The sequence below is a fragment of the Staphylococcus sp. MZ3 genome (assembly GCF_018622755.1).
GTDB lineage: Bacteria > Bacillota > Bacilli > Staphylococcales > Staphylococcaceae > Staphylococcus > Staphylococcus aureus.
The window spans coordinates 345013-368618 of the sequence record NZ_CP076026.1 but is presented as its reverse complement, the minus strand read 5'-3'; the positions used below and the strand labels follow the sequence as shown (position 1 = coordinate 368618).

Here is a 23606-nt window from a genome sequence, read left to right as displayed (position 1 = left end):
TTAAAGCATCCTCCCATAAACATCATCTAGTTGATAATAATTATCAAAATCATTATATTGTTATAAAATAATGCTGTCAACAACCTTTTATTTTCAAAAATTAAATAAAAGAGCGATGCCATTTTAAATGTCATCACTCTTTTGTAAGTCTAATTTGTCATTTTTGGTCGTATTCTGATTTTAATAAACTATAGATGTAACTCGATGAATAAATACCATTTAGTAATTCATTGTCACGTAACATACCTTCTCTAGTAAATCCCAGCCTTTCAGGAATAGCCCGGCTTTTTTCATTATTAACTGCGGCACTAATCTCAATTCGGTTTAAGTCAAGCTCTTCGAAACAATACTTTATCAATGCCTCAACTGCTTGTGTCATAATCCCATGACCCTCAAATTGTTTATCTAAATAATATCCTAATGAAGTTTTTCTGTGCATGTGATTAATTTCATGTAAACCGATGACACCAACTAACGTTCCTTCATACCAAATGCCACACTGAAATCCATTACCATCAGCAAATTGCAAAAGTCCTCTTTTGATAAATGCACGCGTATCTGATGGTTGCTCAGTTGCATCTACCCAAGGTAACCATTCCCTAAGTGAATTTCTTGAACGATTGACTAAATTGAAAAGCGCTTCTGTGTCATGGGCTTCTAAAATTTTTAATATTATTTGTTCATTCACTTTCATTCCAAACATACCATCACACCCTCATTTATTTTTCATATAATTCTGTAAATTATCATAATAATAACATATTAATATTACGCCTTGTACCTTAAATTTGTTGTCCTTCCCCAACTTGCATTGCTTGTAGAATTTCTTTTCGAATTTCTCTTTGTTGGGGCCCATCCCCAACTTGCACATTATTGTAAGCTGACTTTTCGTCAGCTTCTTTGTTGGGGCCCCACCAATAAGCGTTGTAGTGCCTATTACTTTGGTTGATGTCCTTGATACCTACAACACAACTTAATTTAAATACCATTTTATTATTCATTCCAAATTTATATTTAAAAATTCGACAAAACAGTGCTAAAATGCTATTAAAGGAGGCACTGCTCATGGCATCATTGAAAAATAAGCATTTTATGATTGGACTATCATTAACATTTATAGTCGCATTATTTAGCTTTTTAGCAGCTAAATTGCCAATCTTAGATAAGGTTGGCGCATTAACTATCGCGATATTAATCGCTATTCTATATCGTCACTTTAGAGGATATCCTGAACAATATAGCTCAGGTATTACGTTTTCATCTAAATATTTATTAAGATTTGCAATCATCCTATATGGACTTAAACTCAATATATTCGATATTATCGGTCAAGGTAGTAAACTATTAGCCATCGATGTAGGTGTCGTTATTTTCAGTATTGTAATGATGCTCTTTGTCAACAAACTGTTGCATGGTGACAAAAACATCGCATTATTACTAGGTGTAGGCACAGGCGTTTGTGGTGCTGCTGCTATTGCCGCAGTCGCTCCAATATTCAAATCACGTGAAAAGGATACAGCTATTAGTATCGGTATCATCGCATTGATTGGTACGATATTCTCACTTATATATACAGCTATCTACGCTATCTTTTCAATGACGACAAATGTTTATGGCGCTTGGTCTGGCGTTAGTCTTCATGAAATTGCACACGTTGTCCTAGCTGGTGGCTTTGGTGGTAGTGATGCACTTAAAATTGCACTGCTGGGCAAACTTGGCAGAGTATTCTTACTGATTCCATTAACCATCGTACTTATTTTAATTATGCGTTTCCGTTCATCAGAATCATCTAGCAAAGGTCGAATAAGTATTCCATACTTTTTAATTGGATTTGTCATTATGGCCTTAGTGAATACGTATGTAACTATTCCGTCAGCATTGCTAAATATTTTAAATACTGTATCAACAATTTGCTTATTAATGGCCATGGTTGCTTTAGGGTTAAATGTTGCATTTAAAGATCTTAAAAATCGCGCACTTAAACCGCTTATGACAATCATTATTACCTCAATATGCTTGTCATCACTTGCCTTTATCGTCGTTCATTGGCTATATAGTTAATATGAAAAGACGCTCAAACACTTACAAATTTAGTGTGCCGAGCGTCTTATTTTTATACTTTAAAAGTCGTATTGGTTGTTTTCTTCTTCAAACACTTGTTGTTGTACTTTGGCAGTTCGCATTGTGGATTGTGCCAACGCTTTTAACAGAAATACAACATCATCATTGACAATTTGTTGATTTGAAAAATCTTTCTCTTCAATAAATACATACGTTTGCATCGTATGTGCTTTCATGTAACTCAATATTGGTTTTAAATGCATTTCAGGAATTAAATAATGTTTACTAGAACCTGCTGTCGCTACAAGTCCTATTACCTTGTCACGAAAAGCATTGACCGGAAGCAAATCAAATACATTTTTCAAAGCACCAGGGATGGAAGCTTGAAAAATTGGAAAACCAATAAAAATCACATCAGCCTGCATTAACGACGTCGTTAATTTATATACATCTCCTGTAGTATCTAGATAATTCTTTCCAACGCTAAATTCTAATTCAAGTTCTCGTAAATCCATCAACTCTATTTGATGTCCCTCATTGATGACTTCTAGTTCATTTTTTAAATCATCCATAGCAATTCTCGTTTTAGAACCTACTGTGGAACCTGACAATAATACAATATTCATGATGACGCCCCTCCTATTTTGATAAATGCTTTTTAATCGCCGGTATAATTTCGTTGCCAATTAACTCAATATTCTTCATAACATTTTCAAATGGCACACCGCCAAAATCAAGCTGTGCCATAAAACGTTGATGACCATACAACTCGTGTTGATACAATATCTTTTCAATAATTTGTTGCGGGCTTCCAACCATTAGCGCTTCTCGATAATCTGACGAATTAGCAAATTGCTGTTTCGGATAACCAACACCACGAATAAATGACATCCCTGTATTCAAATGTGGATAAAATTCTCTCATAGCATCCTGAGTTGTTTCAGCTGTATAAAACAGACTCGCTGTACTTACTGGTAAAGACTTAGACGAAACATCGAAACCTGCTTCAGTTGCTGCTTGACGATAAGCATCTATAGAACCTTTAAAGTTCATTGCTGGGCCACCAAGGGTTGTAATCATCATTGGCACACCTTGTTTTCCCGCTTTAATAGCACTTGCAGGTGGACCACCAACAGCACGCCATATTGGCAATGTATTATCGATTGGTCTTGGGAATATTTTCATATTTCTAAGTTCTGGACGATATTTTCCAGACCAAGTAATACGCTCAGTTTTATTTAACTCTAAAAGTAAACCTAATTTTTCTTCAAACAATTCATCATAGTCTTTTAAATCATAGCCAAACAAGTCAAAAATACCTGTTCTTGATGCTCTGCCAGCTACAATTTCGGCTCTACCATGAGAAATCAAATCTAATGTCGCGAAGTCTTCAAATACTCTTACAGGATCTGTTGCACTAATAATCGTTGAAGAACTTGAAACTTTAATATGCTTTGTCGCTTGGGCAATTGCACCTAACACAACCGTATGTGCCTGTGTTGTAAAATGCTCCTGATGACTTTCACCAACTGCAAAAACATCAATACCTGCTTCATCTGCTAATTTACTTGCTTCAATAATTTCATTAATACGTTGCTCATAACTAACTTTTTCACCTTTAAATGGATTCAATAAATGATCACCTAAGGAATACAAACCAAACTCAAGAGGTGTATTTTTATTCATTTCTAATTTGGCCATTAAACATTCTCCTTTATATTTCGTGTAACTTACTTTCAATTTGTTCACGTTCTGCTTCTAAAAAGTCAGGCAAGTTCAATTGACTTCCTAATTGTTCAACAGGTGTATCAATAGTAAATCCAGGCGCTTCAGTCGCAAATTCATACATAATTGAATTATGGCGATAGTATAATGATTTAAAGAAATAGCGATCAATTATACCTGAATTACTTTGTGGTTGTTGTTGTAATTTCTTGTAAATTGCATCTAAATCACTCATTAGTGGTGTATTAACTGCAATATGATGTATATAACCTCGTCCAGGTCTTTCACGTTGTCCCTGTTGCTCAATAACTACAAAATCCGAATATAAACCTTGTGGTGCTAATGTCAGCACATCGAATGATTTATCATCTCTTTTACGATAACCTAAGACATTTTCCAAAAATTCTACCGTACGCGCTGCATTTCTAACTCTTAATTCGACTGGCCCTATTCCTAAAATTTGATATGCTTGAGGTATTTCACTATAAGCGTTATGTTGCCATTGATGTGGTACTTCAAAACTATCATTAACAAGCAATATGATTTCTAAGTCGTCTTCATCTTTAAAGACAACACCTTCTTGTCCAAGATAGTACAAACGTTCAGACTTAATACCATTATTCTCAAGACGTTTTTCAAAATAATGAAGTGCCGCTTGATTTGGTACTAATAAAGAAAATCGATAAATCGTTTCAGAACCTGGCTGCTTATGACCCGCATTGGGAATTTCAAAAAAGCTTAAAATTGTTCCGGCTGTACCTACTTCGTCCCCATAAAACAAATGATACATTGAAGGATTGTCTTGATTAACCGACTTTTCAACTAATCGTAATCCAAGGACATTTGTGTAAAAATCCTTATTACGTTTTGCATCTTTTGTATACATGGATATGTGATGATGCCCTACTATATTCATACTATCCCTCCTATTAGTATAAATTTTATACCAGCTTACATAAAAAAGATAGTTATATGCCATTTACCCCTTTTCTGCAAATAAAAATATGTTTGTACTCATTCGTAGATACACAGCTAGTATGTATAACGACATAATAATTGCATAATTATAAATTTATGTGTAGCAATTTATTTTTTCTAAATGTTTATAAAATACTTCAATAACTAAATATGCAAGATTTCACAAAAGTATATTGACAACGCTTTCATACATGTCTAATATAAGTTTATCGCACAAAATGCATATAAATACATATTAAGGAGGATTTTATGAATTTTCTTAAACCTGCAAAGCATATTAAGCCTTTGCCAGAAAATCAGATAGATGATACCTATAAACGATTACGTCTCCAAGTATTTCTTGGTATTTTCATCGGTTACGCTGGGTACTATTTATTACGTAAAAACTTTTCATTAGCGATGCCAGCATTGCAAGAGCAAGGTTTTACAAAAGCGGAACTGGGTTTTGCACTTTCTGCTGTTTCCATCGCATATGGATTTAGTAAGTTCTTTATGGGTACTGTAAGTGATCGGAGCAATGCTCGGATATTCTTAGTTCTTGGATTAGCACTCACTGCTATCGTCAATTTGTTAATGGGATTTGTACCGTTCTTTACATCAGGTATCGGTATTATGTTTGTCCTATTATTCTTAAATGGATGGTTTCAAGGTATGGGCTGGCCACCTTCAGGCCGTGTTCTCGTTCACTGGTTTAGTGTAAGTGAACGCGGAAGTAAGACTGCCCTTTGGAACGTTGCGCATAATGTTGGTGGAGGTATTATGGCACCTATTGCTGCTTGGGGTATTACAACAACAGCATTTATCAACTTTGGTTATTTAAAAGGTTTCGAAGGTGTATTCATTTACCCTGCACTCTTAGCACTTATCATTGCCGCAATTTCATACGTATTGATTAGAGACACACCTCAATCTCAAGGTTTACCTCCAATCGAAATTTATAAAAACGACTTTGCTACAAGCGATAAGAAAACATTAGAAACAGAATTAACAACAAAAGAAATTTTATTTAAATATGTACTAAACAATAAATGGGTATGGGCAATTGCCTTTGCAAATATATTTGTTTATTTCGTGCGTTATGGTGTACTTGATTGGGCGCCAGTCTACTTAAGTGAAGAAAAACATTTCGACTTAAAAGCATCAGGTTGGGCATACTTCTTATACGAATGGGCTGGAATTCCTGGTACATTATTATGTGGTTACATTTCTGATAAATTATTCAAAGGTCGTCGTGGACCTGCAGGTTTCTTCTTTATGTTAGGTGTCACAGTATTTGTATTAATTTATTGGTTAAATCCTCCAGGCAATGCTTGGTTAGACAATGTCTCATTAATTGCCATTGGTTTCTTAATATATGGACCAGTTATGTTAATTGGTTTACAAGCATTAGATTATGTACCTAAAAAAGCAGCTGGCACAGCAGCTGGATTAACAGGATTATTTGGTTATCTGTTTGGTGCTGTAATGGCCAACATCGTCTTAGGTGCTGTAGTTGATAAATTCGGATGGGATGTCGGTTTTATTTTATTAACAGCAATCAGTGTGTTTGCAATGTTGAGCTTTATCCTCACTTGGAATAAAGTAGGACAAGAAACCGTTCATCATTAAATGATAAAAAATAAAGTCATATGGTTATCTTATCGAAAGATGATATATTCATCTCTTATAAGTTCAACCATATGACTTTTTATTAGTATTCAAAAAAATATTTACATTGCCACTTTTGTGTTTGCCCTGCTGTTTTATTCAATTGATTACACCACTTAGGATAAACTCTAAAAGCCATCTTACCTTTATGTTCAAATGTAGTTAAGATACCTTTTTCTACCAATAATTCCCTAGGAAATAAAAAATAACCGCTTAATTCTTCATCAATAACTATAATCATTAAGTAATCTGCAAATGCCTCTTTTGAGTATGGTTGATTACAATTGTTCTCGTCTTTTGTCCAACATGTAACAAAATATCCCGATTTAGTCGGTGTTTTCTTAGCTAACCTACTTTGATATGTTTCCTCTTTAAAGCTAAATGTTAATGCTTCGTAATCTTGATTATATTTTTCTTCAGTTAAATCTTTAACTTCTGATTCTTCACTAAAAATATTTTTCAACAGTATTTTAGATTTACACATATGCCAATCTCACTTTATTTTTTCATAATCGTATCATATATTTATTTTTTTCGAAAAATACCCTTTCGACCGAAATATACTCAGCCAGAAGTGTACGAAATATTTAACCTTCTATTAATTCAGATGTATCAACTGTCAAACGATCACGTAATAAATAAACGATTAACATTGCTGCTAAAGCACAAAGTGACTCAGCAATTAATAATGACCAAATGACACCTGTTAGTCCAAACAAAGCATTCATAATAAATAATACTGGAATGATAATCGCACCTTGTAAAATGGCCATAATTGTAGCACCACGACCTTGCCCAGTCGCTTGAAGCATACCAGTAAACAAGAAACCTATACCATTTAATAATAATGATGTCATTGTTACTTTCAAAATAAATGTCGCCATCTCAACAATGGCTTGATCAGTAGTAAATAGTCCGACCATATGATGTCCAATTGTAAATACAGCAATCATACATACAACAAAGATAACGCCGATAGACATGATAACTGCTTTGATAACGTCTTTCATACGGCCTTTATTTGCCATAAAGTTATATGCAATTAATGGTACAACACCTTCACATAATCCCATGATAATAAGTTCTGGAAATTGCACAAGTCTAAATGAGATACCATAACTTGCAATCGCGAAGTTTCTATAATGTGCTAAAAATAAATTTAAAACTAATCCTGTGAATCCCATTAAGATACTCATTAAAAATGCAGGAATACCGATTTTAAAGATTTCAGAAAGCATTTCTTTATTAGGTTTCGCAAGTTTAATATTAACTGACACAACGTCACTATTTTTCATAAAATAAACGATAAAGAACAGAGCAGCAGCAACATTACTGATTGCAGTACCCAAAGCTGCACCAACAACGTTTAAATCAAAACCAAAAATTAAAATTGGATCTAAAATAATATTTAAGCCTACACTAGCTAACATACCAATCATAGAAATCATTGGTGCCCCAATTGCACGTGCAAATTGTTCTAATATGAAGAACAAAATTACAAAAGGTGCACTTAAAAACATTACTTTCAAATAATTACTTGTTAAAGCTAACGTTTCACCTCTCGCACCTAAAATTTCTGCGATTTGATCACTGAATGGTAAAGTAACTAAAATCACGATAAGTCCTAGTGCAATACCACCATAAATAGAGAAACTACTCACAAATTTACTCTTACTATAGTCTTTCGCACCTAATAAACGTGAAATATAAGTTCCTGCACCAACGCCAAATAAATTACCCAACCCCATTAAGATAGCAAATACTGGCAGTGTCAGAGAGATAGCAGAAATCATGTGGCTATCTTCTAAAAATCCTATAAAGTAAATATTTAATATGCCATAAATAACGCTTAATAAAGTCCCTATCATCATTGGCAATGAGAAATGCATCATCGCTTTAAATACTGGCGATTTCTCAAAATAATATAATTGTTCGTCTTTCATTGTTCAATACTCCTTGTCTTTTTCAATAATTAGCTTACTAACAATTAGATATCTAACTATAATATTAAAGATAAAGTGACTGATTTCTACCAGTCACACTTATCATTTATTGTAAACTAGATAACATTTTAGTTAAGTTTGCTTTCATTTGTTCATTTTCTTCTTCAGATAACTGCGATACGAGTGTTTGCTCCATTTCATCAAATATCGAAGTGAATGCTTCTACAAGTTTAATCCCAGAGGTAGTCAGTCCTATATTCTTTCTTCTCGTATCTTGTGCATCGACATAGCGATAGATCAGCTTTTTACGTTCAAGGTTCCTTAATAAATTACTGACAGTTGGACCTGTTCGTTGTAATGCTTTAGCAATATCATTTTGTGTCAGTCCATCTTGTTGATGTGCATAAAGATAACCTAACGTATGACCTTGCTCATTTGTAATATCAAATTGCTCTAACTTTTGATCAGCCTTTTGTTTCATCTCATGGCTAATCATTCTAAATAAATACGAATAAGTGAATTCCATTTATTGCACCACCATTTCGTTAGATGTCTAACTAAATATACTGCGACATTTTTAAATTGTCAACATGAATATCTAATTTATTTTAAAAGTTCCTATAAAATCTTGCGCCATAAACATTTTGATATGCAATTTTTCGGATTAAAATATGAAAGAGATTGCATATCTACGTTTTCAAGAAATCGCTTACAATTGCAAATAGGAGGATATTACGTTGTTAAGTTATAGACAAATTGAAATTTTGTATCTTTTAATTCATGAGCAAACGTTTATTCCAATCAATACCATTGCTAATCAACTTGGTGTATCACCTCGTACCATTCAATATGATATATCATATATTGAGCAATATGCTGAAACTTATCATTACCAAGTCAGCCGTAATAAAGCTGCAGGCATCAAAGTAACAACAGCTCACGCGACACTATTAAATGAATTAGAGCACAATCTAACAAATCAAATTCATTTTTCAAAAGATGAACGACTCACACATATCGCTTTAAAGTTATTCGAAACAACTGATCCTGTTTCAACAAAGCAACTTGCACAAGATGTTAATGTTTCGCGTCGGACAATTGCAGATGATATTAAAATGATTCAAGCCCAACTAGATCAATACCATTTAAAGTTAAATTATGTCCACAATAAAGGATTCAATATTATTGGTGAGGAAGATCATTATCGTAAAGCGTATGCACACTTTATACATCAATATATGAAACAAGCTGCACCTTTTATAGAGGCTGATATCTTTAATTCAGAATCAATCGCATTGGTTCGCCGTGCCATTATTAAGACATTAAATAGTGAAAATTATCATTTAGTTCAGTCGGCTATCGATGGCTTAATCTATCATATACTCATTGCCATTCAGCGTCTAAATGAAAATTTTTCGTTCGATATACCTATCAATGAAATTGATAAATGGCGACATACTAATCAGTATGCTATTGCTTCAAAAATGATAGAAAACTTAGAACGTAGTTGTAATGTCACATTTCCAGAGTCTGAAATTATCTTTATCACGTTACATTTACTAGGCTCTAAAATGACCGAACATACAGCATCTTCAATTGCCTTTGAATACCATGATTTATCGCAAAATATACATGAATTGATCACTTGTGTTAGCCAAGAATTAGGCATTGATATGTCAAAAGACAACAAGTTACATACCAGTCTGATCACACATATCAAACCAGCTATACATCGTATTAAATATGATATGCTACAACCTAATCCTTTGAGGCAAGAAGTTATGCGTCGCTATCCTCAAATCATTGAAGCCGTTAGCAAGCATATTAGCCCAATTGAACAAGATGCTGCTATTCGCTTCAACGAAGATGAATTAACATACATTACAATTCACTTCGCATCAAGTATAGAGCGTGTTGCAACACATAAACAATCAATGATTAAGGTTGTCTTACTATGTGGTTCTGGTATAGGCACGTCGCAACTTTTAAAATCAAAACTAAATCACCTGTATCCTGAGTTTCACATTTGGGATGCCTATTCCATTTATCAATTGGAAGAAAGTCGATTATTGCAAGATAACATTGATTATGTCATTTCAACAGTACCTTGTGAAATATCAGCTGTACCAGTTATTCATGTCGATCCATTTATCAATCAACAATCTCGTCAAAAATTGAATCAAATTATCAATGACTCAAGAGAACAACGAGTCATGAAAATGGCAACTGATGGCAAGTCACTCGCAGATTTATTGCCTGAACATCGCATCATTATAAATAAACAACCATTATCAATTGAATCCGCAATTGCAGTGGCTGTGCAACCTTTAATCAATGATGGCATTGTCTATTCAAATTATACAGCTGCAATTTTAAAACAATTTGAACAATTCGGGTCATATATGGTCATTAGTCCACATATTGCACTTATTCACGCTGGTACTGATTATGTACAGAATGGTGTAGGTTTCGCACTAACATATTTCACTGAAGGGATTATCTTTGGTAGTAAAGCTAACGATCCCGTTCACCTTGTAATTACATTAGCAACGGACCACCCCAATGCACATTTAAAGGCATTGGGACAGTTAAGCGAATGCTTAAGCAGCGACTTATATCGACAAGATTTCTTAGATGGGAATATTTTTAAAATTAAACAACACATTGCTTTAACTATGACAAAGGAGGCTTAATAACGTGTCATTAGACATTTTGTCAACAACACGCATCATTGTAAAAGAACAAGTAAATGATTGGACTGAAGCTATAACTATAGCTTCTCAGCCATTACTACAAGAACAAATTATTGAACAAGGCTATGTTCAAGCAATGATTGATAGCGTTAATGAACTTGGACCTTATATCGTTATCGCACCTGAAATTGCAATTGCACATGCAAGACCGAACAATGACGTACATCAAGTTGGTTTAAGTCTATTAAAGTTGAACCAACATGTGGCATTCTGTGATGAAAATCACTACGCATCACTCATTTTTGTATTGAGTGCCATCGACAATCATTCACACTTATCTGTATTACAAAATTTAGCAACCATACTGGGCGATAACCAAACAGTCCAGCAACTATTAACTGCAACAAACGCACAAGACATTAAAAACATTTTAAAGGAGCATGATTAATATGAAAATTTTAGTAGTATGTGGCCACGGTTTAGGAAGTAGTTTTATGGTAGAAATGAACGCACAAGAAGCACTTAGGCAACTTAATGCACCATCTGATATCGAAGTTGAACATAGTGACATTATGACAGCAAGTCCAGAGATGGCTGACTTGTTTATTTGTGGTAGAGATTTAGCTGAAAATGCCGAACGTCTAGGGGATGTCTTAGTTCTTGATAATATTTTAGACAAAGCTGAATTACAACAAAAGCTCTCAGAAAAATTACAACAACTTAACATGATTTAAAGGAGGTACGACCTATGCAAGCAATCCTTAATTTTATAGTCGATATTTTAAGTCAACCAGCCATTCTTGTTGCACTGATTGCCTTTATAGGTTTAATCGTTCAGAAAAAACCTGCCGCAACGATCACTTCAGGAACCATTAAAACGATATTAGGCTTCTTAATTTTAAGTGCAGGTGCTGATGTCGTCGTTCGATCTCTTGAACCATTCGGCAAAATATTCCAACACGCATTTGGTGTGCAAGGTATCGTACCTAACAACGAAGCTATCGTCTCACTAGCCTTAAAAGATTTTGGAACAACAGCTGCACTCATCATGGTCTGTGGCATGATTGTTAATATTTTAATTGCCCGCTTCACTAATTTAAAATATATCTTTTTAACAGGTCATCATACATTTTACATGGCTGCGTTTTTAGCAATCATTTTAACAGTCAGTCATATTAAAGGCTGGCTAACGATTGTTATCGGCGCACTCGTATTAGGATTAATCATGGCAGTATTACCTGCATTACTCCAACCTACGATGCGAAAAATTACAGGGAATGACCAAGTAGCTTTAGGTCATTTTGGCTCAATCAGTTACTTTGCCGCAGGTGCTGTAGGTCAATTATTCAAAGGTAAGTCTAAATCAACGGAAGAGATTAAATTTCCAAAAGGCTTAAGTTTCTTACGAGAAAGTACAATTAGTATCTCGATTACGATGGCATTACTTTACTTCATCGCATGCTTATTTGCGGGCGTTAGTTATATACACGAATCTATTAGTGATGGTCAAAACTTTATTGTCTTTTCATTAATTCAAGGTGTGACATTTGCTGCTGGTGTATTTATTATTTTAACGGGCGTTCGTTTAATCTTAGCTGAAATCGTCCCAGCATTTAAAGGAATTTCTGAAAAGCTTGTACCAAATTCTAAACCTGCATTAGACTGCCCTATTGTGTTCCCTTATGCACAAAATGCAGTATTAATTGGATTCTTTGTCAGCTTTATTACAGGTGTCATCGGTATGTTTATCTTATTCTTATTTGGTGGCGTCGTCATTTTACCTGGCGTAGTTGCACACTTCTTCTTAGGTGCAACGGCTGCTGTATTCGGTAATGCAAGAGGCGGTATTAAAGGTGCTGTTGCTGGCGCCGCTCTAAATGGTGTCCTAATCACGTTTTTACCATTATTATTCTTGCCATTTTTAGGCGAATTAGGTGGTGCTGCAACAACATTCTCAGATACAGACTTTTTAACTGTCGGTATCGTGTTCGGTAACGCAGTAAAATATATGGGATTATTTGGTGCGATTCTATTTATTATTATCGTAGGTGCGACAGCAATTTTATTAAAAGGCCGTCAAAAGCCACAGCAATAGTGTTAACGTAGAAATATAAAACACCGTCACATATTGAGTGAATGCCCCTTTTATCAAGAGGAAAGCCACTTACTTATGGACGGTGTTTTGTATTATATTAAATGATACTTAGCCATACTATCAATTGCTGCTAAAATTGCTTCTTCTTGTGTCGCAATCGGTTCCCAACCAAGTAATGTTTTTGCACGTTCGTTACTTACATTGCGGTTCATATCTAATAAAAGTTTACCTTCTTTAGCTTGATGATTAAATTTAGCACCTAGACTCAAAATAAAGTCTGGTAATTTTTTAGTAGAAACTTTTTGAGCTATTTCAGGTCTCTTTTCTTTAATTAATTTTGCAATTTCCAACAAATTAATTTGTCCATCAGCCGTCGCAATAAATCGCTTGCCATTAGCTTGTTCATTTGTCATTGCCAAAATGTGCAGTTCAGCTACGTCTCTCACATCAACAACATTTAACGGAATTTGAGGTACACGTTTCATTGAACCATTCAATAAATTTTCTAATAAATGAAAGCTTCCTGAAACGTGTGCATCTAATGATGGCCCAAAAATTGCAACTGGATTGATTGTTGCAAATTCTACTGTTGTATTTTCATTCTCAACAAAATCCCACGCTGCCTTTTCAGCTAACAATTTTGATTTTTCATATACTGATAAGCCTGGTTCATCTTCATTTGTCCAATGACTTTCATTTGTGATTGAATTTTTATCTTTATTACTAAAACCAACTGCACCAAAGTTTGCAGTCATTACCACACGTTTAACACCCGCATGTTCTGCAGCTCTTAAAATACGTTGTATACCTTCAATTGCAGGCTTCGCCATCACTTCTGCATCGTCTGTTTTACCGAAAAACACCGGAGATGCTACACTCAAGACATACTTGCAATCTTTCATTGCTTCATCCCAATGTTCATCTTGTGATAAATCCGCTTCGACAAACATTAATCGCTCTGTGGAAATGCCATTGTCTTGCATTGTTTTAATTACTTTATCAGCTTTACTTAAATCACGTATCGTCGTTTGTACGTCATAACCTTGTTCTAATAATCGTGAAATAATTCGCATGCCAACAAACCCTGTACCACCGGTTACTAATACTTTATTATTCATCACATAATCTCCTCTTTGTGTCTATTGATTACTCATTATAGCAGTCATTATATTTTGTATATATCAACAGACTTATATTGCTTAATATTCTATATGAATTATAAAAGTAAACATCATTATATTCCTTAAAATATTAAACTCATCTATTTTCAAATACCCAATCATTTAGAAACAAAAACCATATATATATCATACTTTGAATAGTTAAAGGCAATAATTTCCACTCATATGTTCAACCTTCACCAAACACTATTGTCACCTTTTCAAGAGCAAGCAAACACTTCCAATGATTCAGCATACATAAAATAACAATATTAACTTAAAATCATATCCACTAATGCTTCTACCGTAACATTGCCAAAATAATAAACGATGTCTAATTGCTTTAACTGATGCGTTAAATCTTCTCTTGTCATTTTTGTTCCTTGTAATGCTTCTTCCACATCTTTTATATCACCTTGTCCAAAGAAATCCCCATAAATACGACAATCTGCGATACGATTTTGTTCAACAGAAATTGTTATGTCTACCGTACCTGAAGATAATCTTTCACTTCGATTGTATTCATATTTGGGTGACTTGCCATAATTCCAATCCCAATTTTTATACTTTTTATCAGCTAATTCATCAATCGCTTCCCAATCTGCATCCGTTAATTCATATCGTTTCGCCTCTTTAATGTCATCGATTCCCAAAATCTGCGTCACCATTAAATTTTTAAATTCTTCAATGGTTATATCACGATACTTTTCATCCAGTGCTTCTCTAAGATGACCAACACGTGCGCGCACAGATTTAATCCCTTTCGATGCAATCTTTTTGCGATTAGGCTTTAACACTTTATCCATTGCTTCATAATTAACATCAAGTAATAGCGAATAACCGCCATAAATACGATTATTCATTAATGTCATTGCGGCGCCTGACACTTTTTTACCATTCAATGTTAAATCATTTCTACCGCTTTGTACCACATCTGTTGCACCTAATGTATGCAACGCCTTTATAGCTGGTTGATAAAATCGTTGAAAATCACCATAAATTGAAGTGTCTTGTTCTAAAATACAACACATATTAACGGCACCTTTATCAACATACACAGCGCCACCACCAGTATCTCGGCGAACTACTTGAATACTGTGTTTATCTATATAATCTTGATTCACTTCTATAGCAGTATTTTGAAAACGTCCAATTTCCACTTTTGGATCACAATAATAAGGGAATAAAATATCTTCATCTAAAAAGATATGCTGGTTAACATAAACTTGCATAGCGAGTGCAATCGCACCATCAGTAATATATTCTCCATTTCTAATCGGTTCTATTAAGTACATCTTCTGTCTCTCCAATGTTGTTATTTTTCGTTGTGCTGTCGTTCCGGAGTGCTGCTGTAATCAATGTTGAGATATCCTCAGTTAAATGTATGGTACGTTCTTGAATTGAATTCGGAATGCGATATGCCTTTTTATTCATCGTCATATAAAGGGCATTTTCATTTTTACGTGTCATACGCTGAAAAGGATGCTTCACAAATTGTGGTGTAGTATAACCAATTCCAATTTCCAAATACAACACTTTATCATCTTGATGTTGCTCTAGAAAAGCATTATAACGTCGTAGTTGCGCATGAAATTCAGCATCTTCAACCATGCCAACTTCCGCTTTACGTTTATTCACTTCCATTGGGGCATCACATTTTGGACATCTTGGAATCATCTCCCAAGGTATAAGCATATCTTGTTGCGCAACAACCATTTTACGAATTAAATCATCATTACGATATGTTTGAGCATGACAATGCTGACTACACTGTTGCAGTATATACTCCCCTTGTATATGAAATACATGCGTCATATCATATTCAGCAGCATCGAAAGCATTGTCTGCATTCGTAGTTATGATATGGTAATGTTTACCTTCCATTAAGGATTTTAAAGCGAGGTAAGACTGACCTACAGGTTGATCTAAATAGTTTAATGTAATAAAACGACTCTCAAACGCCCAATACTCTTGCCAACTGCCATAAGGATGTAAACTCGCTTGCAACATATCAAAGAAGCGATATTTTTCAATAAAATCTGGGAAATTTTCCGTAAAACGCTCTCCTACATATGTAAATCCGTCAGATGCAGACATGCCTGCACCAATTCCAATCACTATCGCATCTGCTTCATCAATCGCAGTACGCAATACTTCAGCCTGCTTTGTCTTTTCATCCATTAAAAGAGACATTGCATTCCATTTACTACTCTGCATCACGGTTCAATGCCTCCTTATACAGTTGTAAATCCTTATCTGTAAATACATTGAACACGACTTTCAATGTTGAATTTGTTTCTTTGAGATAGCTTTCTACTGTTCGAACAGCAATTTCTGCTGCTTCATCTTGAGGAAAAGCAAATACACCTGTAGATATACAGCAAAAAGCGAGATGATTTAAACTATGTTGATCAGCCAATTTAAGACAGCTAAGATAACATTTAGCTAACAAGTCCTGATTCATCTTTGAAACAGGCAATCGACGTATTTGCGGACCAACCGTATGAATTATATACTTTGCTGGCAAATTATATCCACGTGTTATTTTGGCTTTACCTACACCTTCATTGCGCCCTTGTTGTCGAATGATCTCTGCACAATCAAGTCGAACTTGAACACCCGCTTTTGTATGAATAATATTATCAATGCAGTCATGATTAGCTTGCATACATCCTAGAAAACGACTATTTGCAGCATTAACAATAGCATCGATTTTTAACGTCGTGATATCACCTTGCCAAACAAAGATATTGTCGCCTTTTATCGGCTTCAAATCCTTCAAATCCGTAACATGTTGACGATTCAAATCACTTAACATAGCATCTTGTACAGCTAAATATTCATCACTTACAGGTAATGCCGGTCTGACATTTGCCAAGCCTCGATATAATTCCCACAAATCTTCAAATGAAGATGGCATTACCAATACGTCATTGTCATTTCTCTCTCGACGCATATCATTGATTAAATATTCAAGTCTCGCTTTATTTGATTTTAACGTTTCCATTTAAGCCTCCGGTAATGCTAGGAATGCTTCTTTATCGACATCATCCAATTTGAACAACCAATTTTCTTCTGGTTTTTCAGAGTTTAAAATTGTCGGTTCTTCTTCCGCTTTTGTGTTTCGCTCAATAATCGTTCCTGACAATGGCGTTTGCACATCAATGACCGTTTTCGATGCTTCGATACTCACAATTTCATCATCCACTTTAACTTCATCTGGACTTACGAATTCAACATAACCTACTGTCCCAATATCATCTTGCAATTCAGGTGTCATACTAAACACATACAAATCTCCTACTTTTTCTACCCATAAATAATTGGCTAACTTTTTCATCTTATCTTCATCCTTTCTCTTCTATTTAAAATGCTACAAATAAATTTCCGCGAGTAATTTTAATGTTTTACAACGCTGTTCAATACCTGGAATAAGCGGTGCTACTAACACCTCATCAACTTCAAACGTAGCAATGAAATCATCTAATTGTGCTTTAACCTTTTCTTGTGTACCTGCAATGATGCGTGCTTGATGTGCTTGAATCATCTCTTTGTCTCGATCATTAAGCTTATACTTTTGTGCTGTGTCTACTGAAGGAAAATCTTCAAATTCTGCAAATTGTAATTTACCTAATAACCAAACATCTAAGGCATGTTGTAATGCTGCTACTTCCGCTTCGTTATCAGCTACAATGACAAATACAGATGCCATCACCTTTGCGTCCATTTTAATCGTTGATGCTTGGAAATGTTTTTTGTAAATATCAATGTTATCCTTCGCTGCATGTATCGCATTTATATCTGGTAGCAAAAATGTTCCAACAGAAAGCCCTATACCTAGTTCGGCAGCTATTTTGGCAGATGTTGCGCTACTACTTAATAACCACATTTCTGGAAAATGATCAATGTGTGGTTGGACACCTAACGTATGCGCACTTGGTTTATCCTTTATTGTAAGATAATCACGTAATAACGAAATCGATTCATCGTAACTATCATATGTAGGATTTATTCCATCTAAAGCTTGCTTTACCATAGTAGTACCTGGATTATTACCAATACCTAAATCAATACGATTTGGATATAACGCTGCCATCATTCTAAAATGCTCAGCAATTTTATAAGGTCGATAGTGCGGCAGCATCACACCACCAGAGCCAACTCGTATGTGATTTGTCTGCGCCAATGTATGCATCATCAAAAGTTCTGGACTACTACACGCAAACGCTGGTACATTATGATGTTCCGTAAACCAAATTCGCTTAAAGCCAAGTCGATCTGCTAATTTTGCAAGTGTCACTGAATCTTGCAATGCCTTTTGTGCATCCTTACCTTCATCTATTAAGGCATAGTCTAATACGCTTAATTTAACCAATCCGTCATCTCCAAACTTATCCTGTCATGTCAAATCGACATAACATTTTAGCGTTCTTAATACCATTCCCTCTTCATATACCCACGTATATGATAACGTTTTTCAATTAACTTTTATATCTTTTCGCCTTTATTTTTCTTTTTCATATTCATATTTTCAGACCTACAAATGCCATTCATTAGTTCAATTTTAAAAATGTTTTCCATGTACCAATTCTATTCTATCAAGACTGTTCATCATTGATTATTCATTCTTTCCATGGTACTTTGAAAACAATATTGAATAGAAAAGGAATCATAGTATGTACCGATACAAACCACTTTTACAATCAATCCACTTACCTAATGGCATCAAAATTTCGAATCGCTTTGTATTATCACCAATGACCGTAAACACATCAACAAAAGAAGGCTATATTACAAAAGCAGACTTGGCTTATGCTGCACGTCGCTCTAATTCAGCTGGAATGCAAGTCACCGGCGCTGCTTACATTGAACCTTATGGTCAATTGTTTGAATATGGCTTTAATATTGATCATGATGCTTGTATCCCTGGATTAACTAACATGGCATCTACGATGAAACAACATGGTAGCCTCGCTATTATCCAGCTAGCGCATGCTGGTCGTTTTTCAAATCAAGCCATTTTAAATTTTGGAAAGGTGTATGGACCAAGTCCTATGACTTTGAATTCACCGATTGAACACGATGTTATCGCCATGTCTCATGAGAAAATCAATAGCATCATTCAGCAGTATCGCGATGCTACATTACGCGCGATTAAAGCAGGTTTTGATGGTGTGGAAATTTCGATTGCACAACGTTTGCTGATTCAAACATTTTTCTCAACTTTTTCGAATAAACGTACAGACCATTACGGTGCCGACTCATTAAAAAATCGTGCAAGATTATGTTTAGAAGTTATGCGTGCGGTACAAGAAGTGATTGATAAAGAAGCACCTGACAATTTTATTTTAGGATTTCGAGCAACGCCAGAAGAAACCAGAGGCAGTGATTTAGGATATACCATTGACGAGTTCAACCAATTAATCGATTGGGTCATGGACGTTTCAAACATCCAATACTTAGCAATCGCTAGCTGGGGTCGACATATTTATCAAAATACGTCTCGTACACCAGGTGATCATTTCGGTCGACCAGTTAACCAAATTGTCTATGAACATTTAGCAGGTCGTATCCCTTTAATTGCAAGTGGCGGGATTAATTCTCCAGAGTCTGCTTTAGATGCTTTACAACATGCAGATATGGTCGGCATGTCTTCGCCTTTTGTCACAGAACCTGACTTTGTGCATAAACTTGCTGAACAGCGACCACATGATATCAATCTTGAATTTTCTATGGCAGATTTAGAAGATTTAGCCATTCCACATGCTGCTTTTAAAGATATTGTTAAAATGATGGATTATGGGGAAGGTCTAAAGAAGCATACCCGTGACGCTTTACGTCAATTGGAACAGAATTATCATGACTCATCGTCTTAAGACTATTTTTCATGGAAATTTAAGACAGTGTTATAATGACATCAATATCAAAAATAAGGAGCCTATTAAATCGTGACTGAAATTAAAGATAAAGTAATTACTAAAGATGCATTTGCATTACCTTACACAATTATTAAAGCAAAAAATCAACCAACAAAAGGCGCTATTGTCTACATCCACGGTGGTGGATTAATGTTCGGTAAAGCTAACGATTTATCCCCACAGTATATCGATATCCTTACGGAACATTACGATTTAATTCAACTAAGTTATCGTTTATTACCAGAAGTAAGTCTCGATTGCATTATTGAGGATGTCTACGCATCATTCGATGCGATTCAATCACAATATTCTAATTGCCCTATTTTTACCTTTGGCAGATCATCAGGTGCATATTTAAGTCTATTAATTGCACGAGACAGAGATATTGATGGTGTTATTGATTTTTATGGTTATAGTCGCATCAACACTGAACCTTTTAAAACAACTAATAGTTATTACGCAAAAATAGCTCAAAGCGTAAACGAAACAATGATTGCACAACTCACTTCACCAACACCGGTTGTTCAAGATCAAATCGCACAACGTTTTTTAATCTACGTTTATGCACGTGGCACAGGTAAATGGATAAATATGATTAACATTGCTGATTATACTGATTCAAAATATAATATTGCACCATATGAACTTAAAACACTTCCACCTGTTTTCATTGCGCATTGTAATGGCGATTATGATGTTCCCGTTGAGGAAAGCGAACATATCATGAATCATGTTCCACATTCAACATTTGAACGCGTGAATAAAAACGAGCATGATTTTGATCGTAGACCTAATGACGAAGCAATCACTATTTATCGTAAAGTTGTTGATTTCTTAAACGCTATAACAATGATGTAATATATCATTATTTTAAAAAACTCAATTTATCATCATGATAAACAGTTATTCGATCAACCATATTATTCATACAATTTATTAAGCTCATAAACAGATACGCCTGTCCCTTTAGTTTTCGCTAATGAGACAGGCGCTTTATTTCACTTTACTATTTTGAAATTCAACACTGTGATGCTACTTATATCTGCTGTGCCATGTTAGTAGCACGATTTACATAGCATATTAAATTCAGAAGATGAATTTAACTTGCTTTCAATTGTGTTCCTTTACTTTCAGTTGCTTCAACACGCAACAAGTCATTTATAATACCTGTATAGAAGTTGGCAAGTTCTGCACCTTTACGCTTGAAATCTAGGAAATCCACACCAATAAAATCGACATGATCCCATCCTTGTATGATTGGTTTAACTTGCCAGATACCTCTGCGTGTGGCAGGTTCATCATTCGTAACATTAACAAATGGTTGATTGGACGGATGTAATGACGAAATCACTGGTACGACACCATCATTTTTACGCCATTCTTCTCTTGCATCATGACCAATAATTCTACTCGTTGTATCCATTAAGAAAAATGTACCTAAATCAGGATTTGCATAACCTAATGGACCAGTATGAGATGATACACCTGTATAAGTCGTATACGTAATATTAGGATTCATACTTGTCATGTTGTTCAATTTTGCAGAGCCATCTAACGTTAAATCATAGGCAGCATTGTCGTCTGATGTCCAAATTTTGCTTTTACTAACGCGTTTTATATAGTCAATGTAACTCTCATTTGGTAATTGTTTAAAGCCCCATTGCGTTAATCCTAAATCGATATTCGAATACTTGTTACCCATAAATCGATTTAAAGCGAACATGATTTTTCTAACAGCTTCTGTATTTCCAAACTTATCAGCTGCTTGTGAACCATTATGTGGTGTTGCTAATGTTGTGATTGATGCAACCATATTGTTATGACCACCAGTGAATAATGGTGATATTTCTCCACCATGCGCTTTATGATAGGCAATTTCTTCTTTGTTACCATTTCTTAAAAACTCTTCCATTAAACGAATTGTTTGACCACCCATACTATGCCCTACAAGATGTACCTTTTTACCAGGTTCCCAATTAGGCATGATTCCTTTATAAGTCTTACCATAGCGCTCATGTCCGTATTTAGCTGCATGTGCTGCGCCATAATCTACGCGACCACCTTTAATGTAATAATAAAGTTCTACAGCGCGATCATAGTTACTACCAAATGCACTTACACTTGCTTGATGTACATTATAGCCTTGCTTTCTCAATTCCTCGATAACTTTAAATTTATTTCCACCCCAATAATTTGGATATAAAGCAGGTGCATTATCGCCTACTAATCCTAAAAATCCATGTACAAAAACAACTGGATATTTGTTAAGTGGTTGTACTTGATTCGCTTTAAGTGGTCGAACCTTTTTAGCATCTGCTGCTGCATTTGTAGTCGAACGTGTTTTAGGCGCTTGAAGCGCATCTTTGATTAGTTGTTTATTATCAGTATTTTTATCTGTCGGTTTCTCTGGGGAATTTTGACCATCGATATGTTTACTTAAATCGCCAACTTGTGGTTTCTGTTCACTTTGGCGAACAGTATCATCTTGCTTTGCATCTATGATTTGATGCGCGGGTTGATGTGTATCTTGTTGATTTGGATGTTTGTCCGTGGTTGCATCTTGTGCTTTTGTTGATTTAGGTGCAGTTTTATCATTAGACGGGGGTGTAGTTGAAGTTGGTGCTGCTTTATCATGATTGGGTAATACCTTTTGTGCCGGAATGGATGGTTGTGATTTATCAACATCATTCGATTGTGACGTTGTCGATTGTGATCCATTACGTTCAGCATGATGGGTATTTTGAACCTGATCATTTTGACGTTCAGTATTATTAGTCGCATTATTTTGGTGTGACTGTTTAGAACCTTGTCGTTCAGAATCTTGCTTTACTTGATTATCATTTTGCGTTCTGATTGTTTTACTATTTTGTGTTGATTGATGCTTCGATGATTGAAGCGTGTCTTTACCTTCTGTCACTGTTCCACTTTTACCATTCTCTTTATGCATATCGTCTAATTGCTTTCCTGACTGCATTTGATGTGACGTTATCGCGTTCCCTTGTTCTCCCGGTTGATTTAGTGTTTCTTTTTGTGCCGCTGCATTGGACGTTGGTGTTTTTTCCGAGGCTTGTGCTTCATGTGATGACACAACAAACATTGTAGCCGCTAACACTGACACCACGCCTATTGAATACTTTCTAATACTATACTTTCTTTCTTCTTGTCCTCTTAACATATAATCACCTCAAAAGTATTTTTTTGACCCCCTCTTGAGAATGAAAAACAACTGCACCTTCAATATAACATGACATATATTATTTTTTGATTAAGACTACAAAATTAATAAAAATTTAATAATACGATATTAAATCGATACTAATCATTTACAAATATGTGCATTTCCAAATAATTTATAAACACTTTTAGTTGTGGCGTTGAATCAACAC

The 23606-nt window shown here is 35.0% G+C and carries 24 protein-coding genes; 8 read left to right on the top strand and 16 right to left on the bottom strand.

Going from position 1 to position 23606, the window contains the following annotated elements:
- Positions 1 to 157: 157 nt before the first annotated feature.
- Together KI230_RS01630 and KI230_RS01625 are read right to left on the bottom strand one after the other, a co-directional pair.
- Entirely contained in the window at positions 158 to 703 is a 546-nt protein-coding gene (locus tag KI230_RS01630) for a GNAT family N-acetyltransferase (RefSeq protein ID WP_006191812.1), read from the bottom strand.
- A gap of 79 nt (positions 704 to 782) precedes the next feature.
- Positions 783 to 1001: a hypothetical protein gene (locus KI230_RS01625; RefSeq protein ID WP_138271804.1), complete on the bottom strand. Its 219-nt coding sequence runs from the start codon at positions 999 to 1001 to the stop codon at positions 783 to 785.
- A 64-nt stretch (positions 1002 to 1065) separates the two neighbouring features.
- On the opposite strand from KI230_RS01625, the gene KI230_RS01620 reads away from it, so the two are divergent.
- Complete coding sequence (locus KI230_RS01620) at positions 1066 to 2061, top strand: YeiH family protein (RefSeq protein WP_000157629.1); 996 nt, start codon at positions 1066 to 1068, stop codon at positions 2059 to 2061.
- 59 nt (positions 2062 to 2120) lie between these two features.
- Here KI230_RS01620 and KI230_RS01615 read toward each other — a convergent pair whose 3' ends face one another.
- From KI230_RS01615 to KI230_RS01605, 3 genes are read right to left on the bottom strand one after another with little or no spacing between them, the layout of a single operon-like run.
- Positions 2121 to 2687, bottom strand: coding sequence for an NADPH-dependent FMN reductase (locus tag KI230_RS01615; protein WP_045177520.1), 567 nt, complete (start codon positions 2685 to 2687; stop codon positions 2121 to 2123).
- Positions 2688 to 2700: 13 nt separating this feature from the next.
- The gene (locus tag KI230_RS01610; protein ID WP_045177518.1) at positions 2701 to 3762 is read right to left on the bottom strand and encodes an LLM class flavin-dependent oxidoreductase; all 1062 of its coding nucleotides are present in this window, start codon (positions 3760 to 3762) and stop codon (positions 2701 to 2703) included.
- A gap of 13 nt (positions 3763 to 3775) precedes the next feature.
- Positions 3776 to 4702, bottom strand: a complete 927-nt coding sequence (locus KI230_RS01605) for a VOC family protein (RefSeq protein WP_045177517.1) — start codon at positions 4700 to 4702, stop codon at positions 3776 to 3778.
- Positions 4703 to 5013: 311 nt separating this feature from the next.
- Between KI230_RS01605 and glpT the strand changes: the two genes are divergently transcribed.
- Positions 5014 to 6372: a glycerol-3-phosphate transporter gene (glpT, locus tag KI230_RS01600; RefSeq protein WP_001010111.1), complete on the top strand. Its 1359-nt coding sequence runs from the start codon at positions 5014 to 5016 to the stop codon at positions 6370 to 6372.
- Between the two features lie 82 nt (positions 6373 to 6454).
- On the opposite strand, the gene KI230_RS01595 is transcribed toward glpT, so the two are convergent.
- From KI230_RS01595 to mepR, 3 genes are all read right to left on the bottom strand, one after another.
- Positions 6455 to 6895, bottom strand: a complete 441-nt coding sequence (locus KI230_RS01595) for a MepB family protein (RefSeq protein WP_045177516.1) — start codon at positions 6893 to 6895, stop codon at positions 6455 to 6457.
- A gap of 103 nt (positions 6896 to 6998) precedes the next feature.
- On the bottom strand, positions 6999 to 8354 hold the full coding sequence (gene mepA, locus KI230_RS01590) for a multidrug efflux MATE transporter MepA (RefSeq protein ID WP_138277880.1): 1356 nt from the start codon (positions 8352 to 8354) through the stop codon (positions 6999 to 7001).
- Positions 8355 to 8460: 106 nt separating this feature from the next.
- The gene (mepR, locus tag KI230_RS01585; RefSeq protein ID WP_000397416.1) at positions 8461 to 8880 is read right to left on the bottom strand and encodes a multidrug efflux transporter transcriptional repressor MepR; all 420 of its coding nucleotides are present in this window, start codon (positions 8878 to 8880) and stop codon (positions 8461 to 8463) included.
- A 211-nt stretch (positions 8881 to 9091) separates the two neighbouring features.
- On the opposite strand from mepR, the gene KI230_RS01580 reads away from it, so the two are divergent.
- From KI230_RS01580 to ulaA, 4 genes are read left to right on the top strand one after another with little or no spacing between them, the layout of a single operon-like run.
- On the top strand, positions 9092 to 11047 hold the full coding sequence (locus KI230_RS01580) for a BglG family transcription antiterminator (RefSeq protein WP_045177514.1): 1956 nt from the start codon (positions 9092 to 9094) through the stop codon (positions 11045 to 11047).
- A 4-nt stretch (positions 11048 to 11051) separates the two neighbouring features.
- On the top strand, positions 11052 to 11495 hold the full coding sequence (locus tag KI230_RS01575) for a PTS sugar transporter subunit IIA (RefSeq protein WP_000050767.1): 444 nt from the start codon (positions 11052 to 11054) through the stop codon (positions 11493 to 11495).
- Between the two features lies 1 nt (position 11496).
- The gene (locus KI230_RS01570) at positions 11497 to 11781 is read left to right on the top strand and encodes a PTS sugar transporter subunit IIB (protein ID WP_000699538.1); all 285 of its coding nucleotides are present in this window, start codon (positions 11497 to 11499) and stop codon (positions 11779 to 11781) included.
- A gap of 14 nt (positions 11782 to 11795) precedes the next feature.
- A complete protein-coding gene (gene ulaA, locus KI230_RS01565) occupies positions 11796 to 13142 on the top strand; it encodes a PTS ascorbate transporter subunit IIC (RefSeq protein WP_001147967.1) in 1347 nt (448 codons plus the stop codon).
- A gap of 92 nt (positions 13143 to 13234) precedes the next feature.
- Here the strand turns inward: ulaA and KI230_RS01560 are convergent, their stop codons facing one another.
- The 7 genes from KI230_RS01560 to KI230_RS01530 all read right to left on the bottom strand — a co-directional run bounded on the left by KI230_RS01560 (position 13235) and on the right by KI230_RS01530 (position 18883).
- A complete protein-coding gene (locus KI230_RS01560) occupies positions 13235 to 14260 on the bottom strand; it encodes an SDR family oxidoreductase (protein ID WP_001060928.1) in 1026 nt (341 codons plus the stop codon).
- Between the two features lie 314 nt (positions 14261 to 14574).
- Positions 14575 to 15597: a lipoate--protein ligase gene (gene lplA / locus KI230_RS01555; RefSeq protein ID WP_000280803.1), complete on the bottom strand. Its 1023-nt coding sequence runs from the start codon at positions 15595 to 15597 to the stop codon at positions 14575 to 14577.
- Complete coding sequence (locus KI230_RS01550; RefSeq protein ID WP_001191952.1) at positions 15575 to 16519, bottom strand: SIR2 family NAD-dependent protein deacylase; 945 nt, start codon at positions 16517 to 16519, stop codon at positions 15575 to 15577. The genes lplA and KI230_RS01550 overlap by 23 nt, the downstream gene beginning before the upstream one ends.
- Positions 16509 to 17309 carry a protein-ADP-ribose hydrolase gene (locus tag KI230_RS01545; RefSeq protein WP_214958303.1) on the bottom strand — a complete coding sequence of 267 codons (801 nt, stop codon included), beginning with the start codon at positions 17307 to 17309 and terminating at the stop codon, positions 16509 to 16511. Before KI230_RS01545 ends, KI230_RS01550 begins: the two co-directional genes overlap by 11 nt.
- A complete protein-coding gene (locus tag KI230_RS01540; protein WP_000731878.1) occupies positions 17310 to 17642 on the bottom strand; it encodes a glycine cleavage system H family protein in 333 nt (110 codons plus the stop codon).
- A 33-nt stretch (positions 17643 to 17675) separates the two neighbouring features.
- A complete protein-coding gene (locus KI230_RS01535; RefSeq protein WP_000240058.1) occupies positions 17676 to 18677 on the bottom strand; it encodes an LLM class flavin-dependent oxidoreductase in 1002 nt (333 codons plus the stop codon).
- Positions 18678 to 18790: 113 nt separating this feature from the next.
- Positions 18791 to 18883 (bottom strand): hypothetical protein, encoded by a 93-nt coding sequence (locus KI230_RS01530; RefSeq protein WP_001802007.1) that lies wholly within the window; start codon positions 18881 to 18883, stop codon positions 18791 to 18793.
- Between the two features lie 95 nt (positions 18884 to 18978).
- Here KI230_RS01530 and KI230_RS01525 point away from each other — a divergent pair, with 95 nt between their 5' ends.
- Entirely contained in the window at positions 18979 to 20178 is a 1200-nt protein-coding gene (locus tag KI230_RS01525; protein WP_045177501.1) for an NADH-dependent flavin oxidoreductase, read from the top strand.
- Between the two features lie 72 nt (positions 20179 to 20250).
- Positions 20251 to 21078 (top strand): alpha/beta hydrolase, encoded by an 828-nt coding sequence (locus KI230_RS01520; RefSeq protein ID WP_044292130.1) that lies wholly within the window; start codon positions 20251 to 20253, stop codon positions 21076 to 21078.
- Between the two features lie 241 nt (positions 21079 to 21319).
- Here the strand turns inward: KI230_RS01520 and lip2 are convergent, their stop codons facing one another.
- Complete coding sequence (gene lip2 / locus KI230_RS01515) at positions 21320 to 23395, bottom strand: YSIRK domain-containing triacylglycerol lipase Lip2/Geh (RefSeq protein ID WP_045177499.1); 2076 nt, start codon at positions 23393 to 23395, stop codon at positions 21320 to 21322.
- Positions 23396 to 23606 lie beyond the last annotated feature (211 nt).

Excerpts from the sequence above, each read along its gene's own strand:
- KI230_RS01630 (WP_006191812.1), bottom strand. The coding sequence starts at position 703 with ATGTTTGGAATGAAAGTGAATGAACAAATAATATTAAAAATTTTAGAA.
- KI230_RS01625 (WP_138271804.1), bottom strand. The coding sequence starts at position 1,001 with ATGAATAATAAAATGGTATTTAAATTAAGTTGTGTTGTAGGTATCAAG.
- KI230_RS01620 (WP_000157629.1), top strand. The coding sequence starts at position 1,066 with ATGGCATCATTGAAAAATAAGCATTTTATGATTGGACTATCATTAACA.
- KI230_RS01615 (WP_045177520.1), bottom strand. The coding sequence starts at position 2,687 with ATGAATATTGTATTATTGTCAGGTTCCACAGTAGGTTCTAAAACGAGA.
- KI230_RS01610 (WP_045177518.1), bottom strand. The coding sequence starts at position 3,762 with ATGGCCAAATTAGAAATGAATAAAAATACACCTCTTGAGTTTGGTTTG.
- KI230_RS01605 (WP_045177517.1), bottom strand. The coding sequence starts at position 4,702 with ATGAATATAGTAGGGCATCATCACATATCCATGTATACAAAAGATGCA.
- glpT (WP_001010111.1), top strand. The coding sequence starts at position 5,014 with ATGAATTTTCTTAAACCTGCAAAGCATATTAAGCCTTTGCCAGAAAAT.
- KI230_RS01595 (WP_045177516.1), bottom strand. The coding sequence starts at position 6,895 with ATGTGTAAATCTAAAATACTGTTGAAAAATATTTTTAGTGAAGAATCA.
- mepA (WP_138277880.1), bottom strand. The coding sequence starts at position 8,354 with ATGAAAGACGAACAATTATATTATTTTGAGAAATCGCCAGTATTTAAA.
- mepR (WP_000397416.1), bottom strand. The coding sequence starts at position 8,880 with ATGGAATTCACTTATTCGTATTTATTTAGAATGATTAGCCATGAGATG.
- KI230_RS01570 (WP_000699538.1), top strand. The coding sequence starts at position 11,497 with ATGAAAATTTTAGTAGTATGTGGCCACGGTTTAGGAAGTAGTTTTATG.
- ulaA (WP_001147967.1), top strand. The coding sequence starts at position 11,796 with ATGCAAGCAATCCTTAATTTTATAGTCGATATTTTAAGTCAACCAGCC.
- KI230_RS01560 (WP_001060928.1), bottom strand. The coding sequence starts at position 14,260 with ATGAATAATAAAGTATTAGTAACCGGTGGTACAGGGTTTGTTGGCATG.
- lplA (WP_000280803.1), bottom strand. The coding sequence starts at position 15,597 with ATGTACTTAATAGAACCGATTAGAAATGGAGAATATATTACTGATGGT.
- KI230_RS01550 (WP_001191952.1), bottom strand. The coding sequence starts at position 16,519 with ATGCAGAGTAGTAAATGGAATGCAATGTCTCTTTTAATGGATGAAAAG.
- KI230_RS01545 (WP_214958303.1), bottom strand. The coding sequence starts at position 17,309 with ATGGAAACGTTAAAATCAAATAAAGCGAGACTTGAATATTTAATCAAT.
- KI230_RS01540 (WP_000731878.1), bottom strand. The coding sequence starts at position 17,642 with ATGAAAAAGTTAGCCAATTATTTATGGGTAGAAAAAGTAGGAGATTTG.
- KI230_RS01530 (WP_001802007.1), bottom strand. The coding sequence starts at position 18,883 with ATGGAAAACATTTTTAAAATTGAACTAATGAATGGCATTTGTAGGTCT.
- KI230_RS01525 (WP_045177501.1), top strand. The coding sequence starts at position 18,979 with ATGTACCGATACAAACCACTTTTACAATCAATCCACTTACCTAATGGC.
- lip2 (WP_045177499.1), bottom strand. The coding sequence starts at position 23,395 with ATGTTAAGAGGACAAGAAGAAAGAAAGTATAGTATTAGAAAGTATTCA.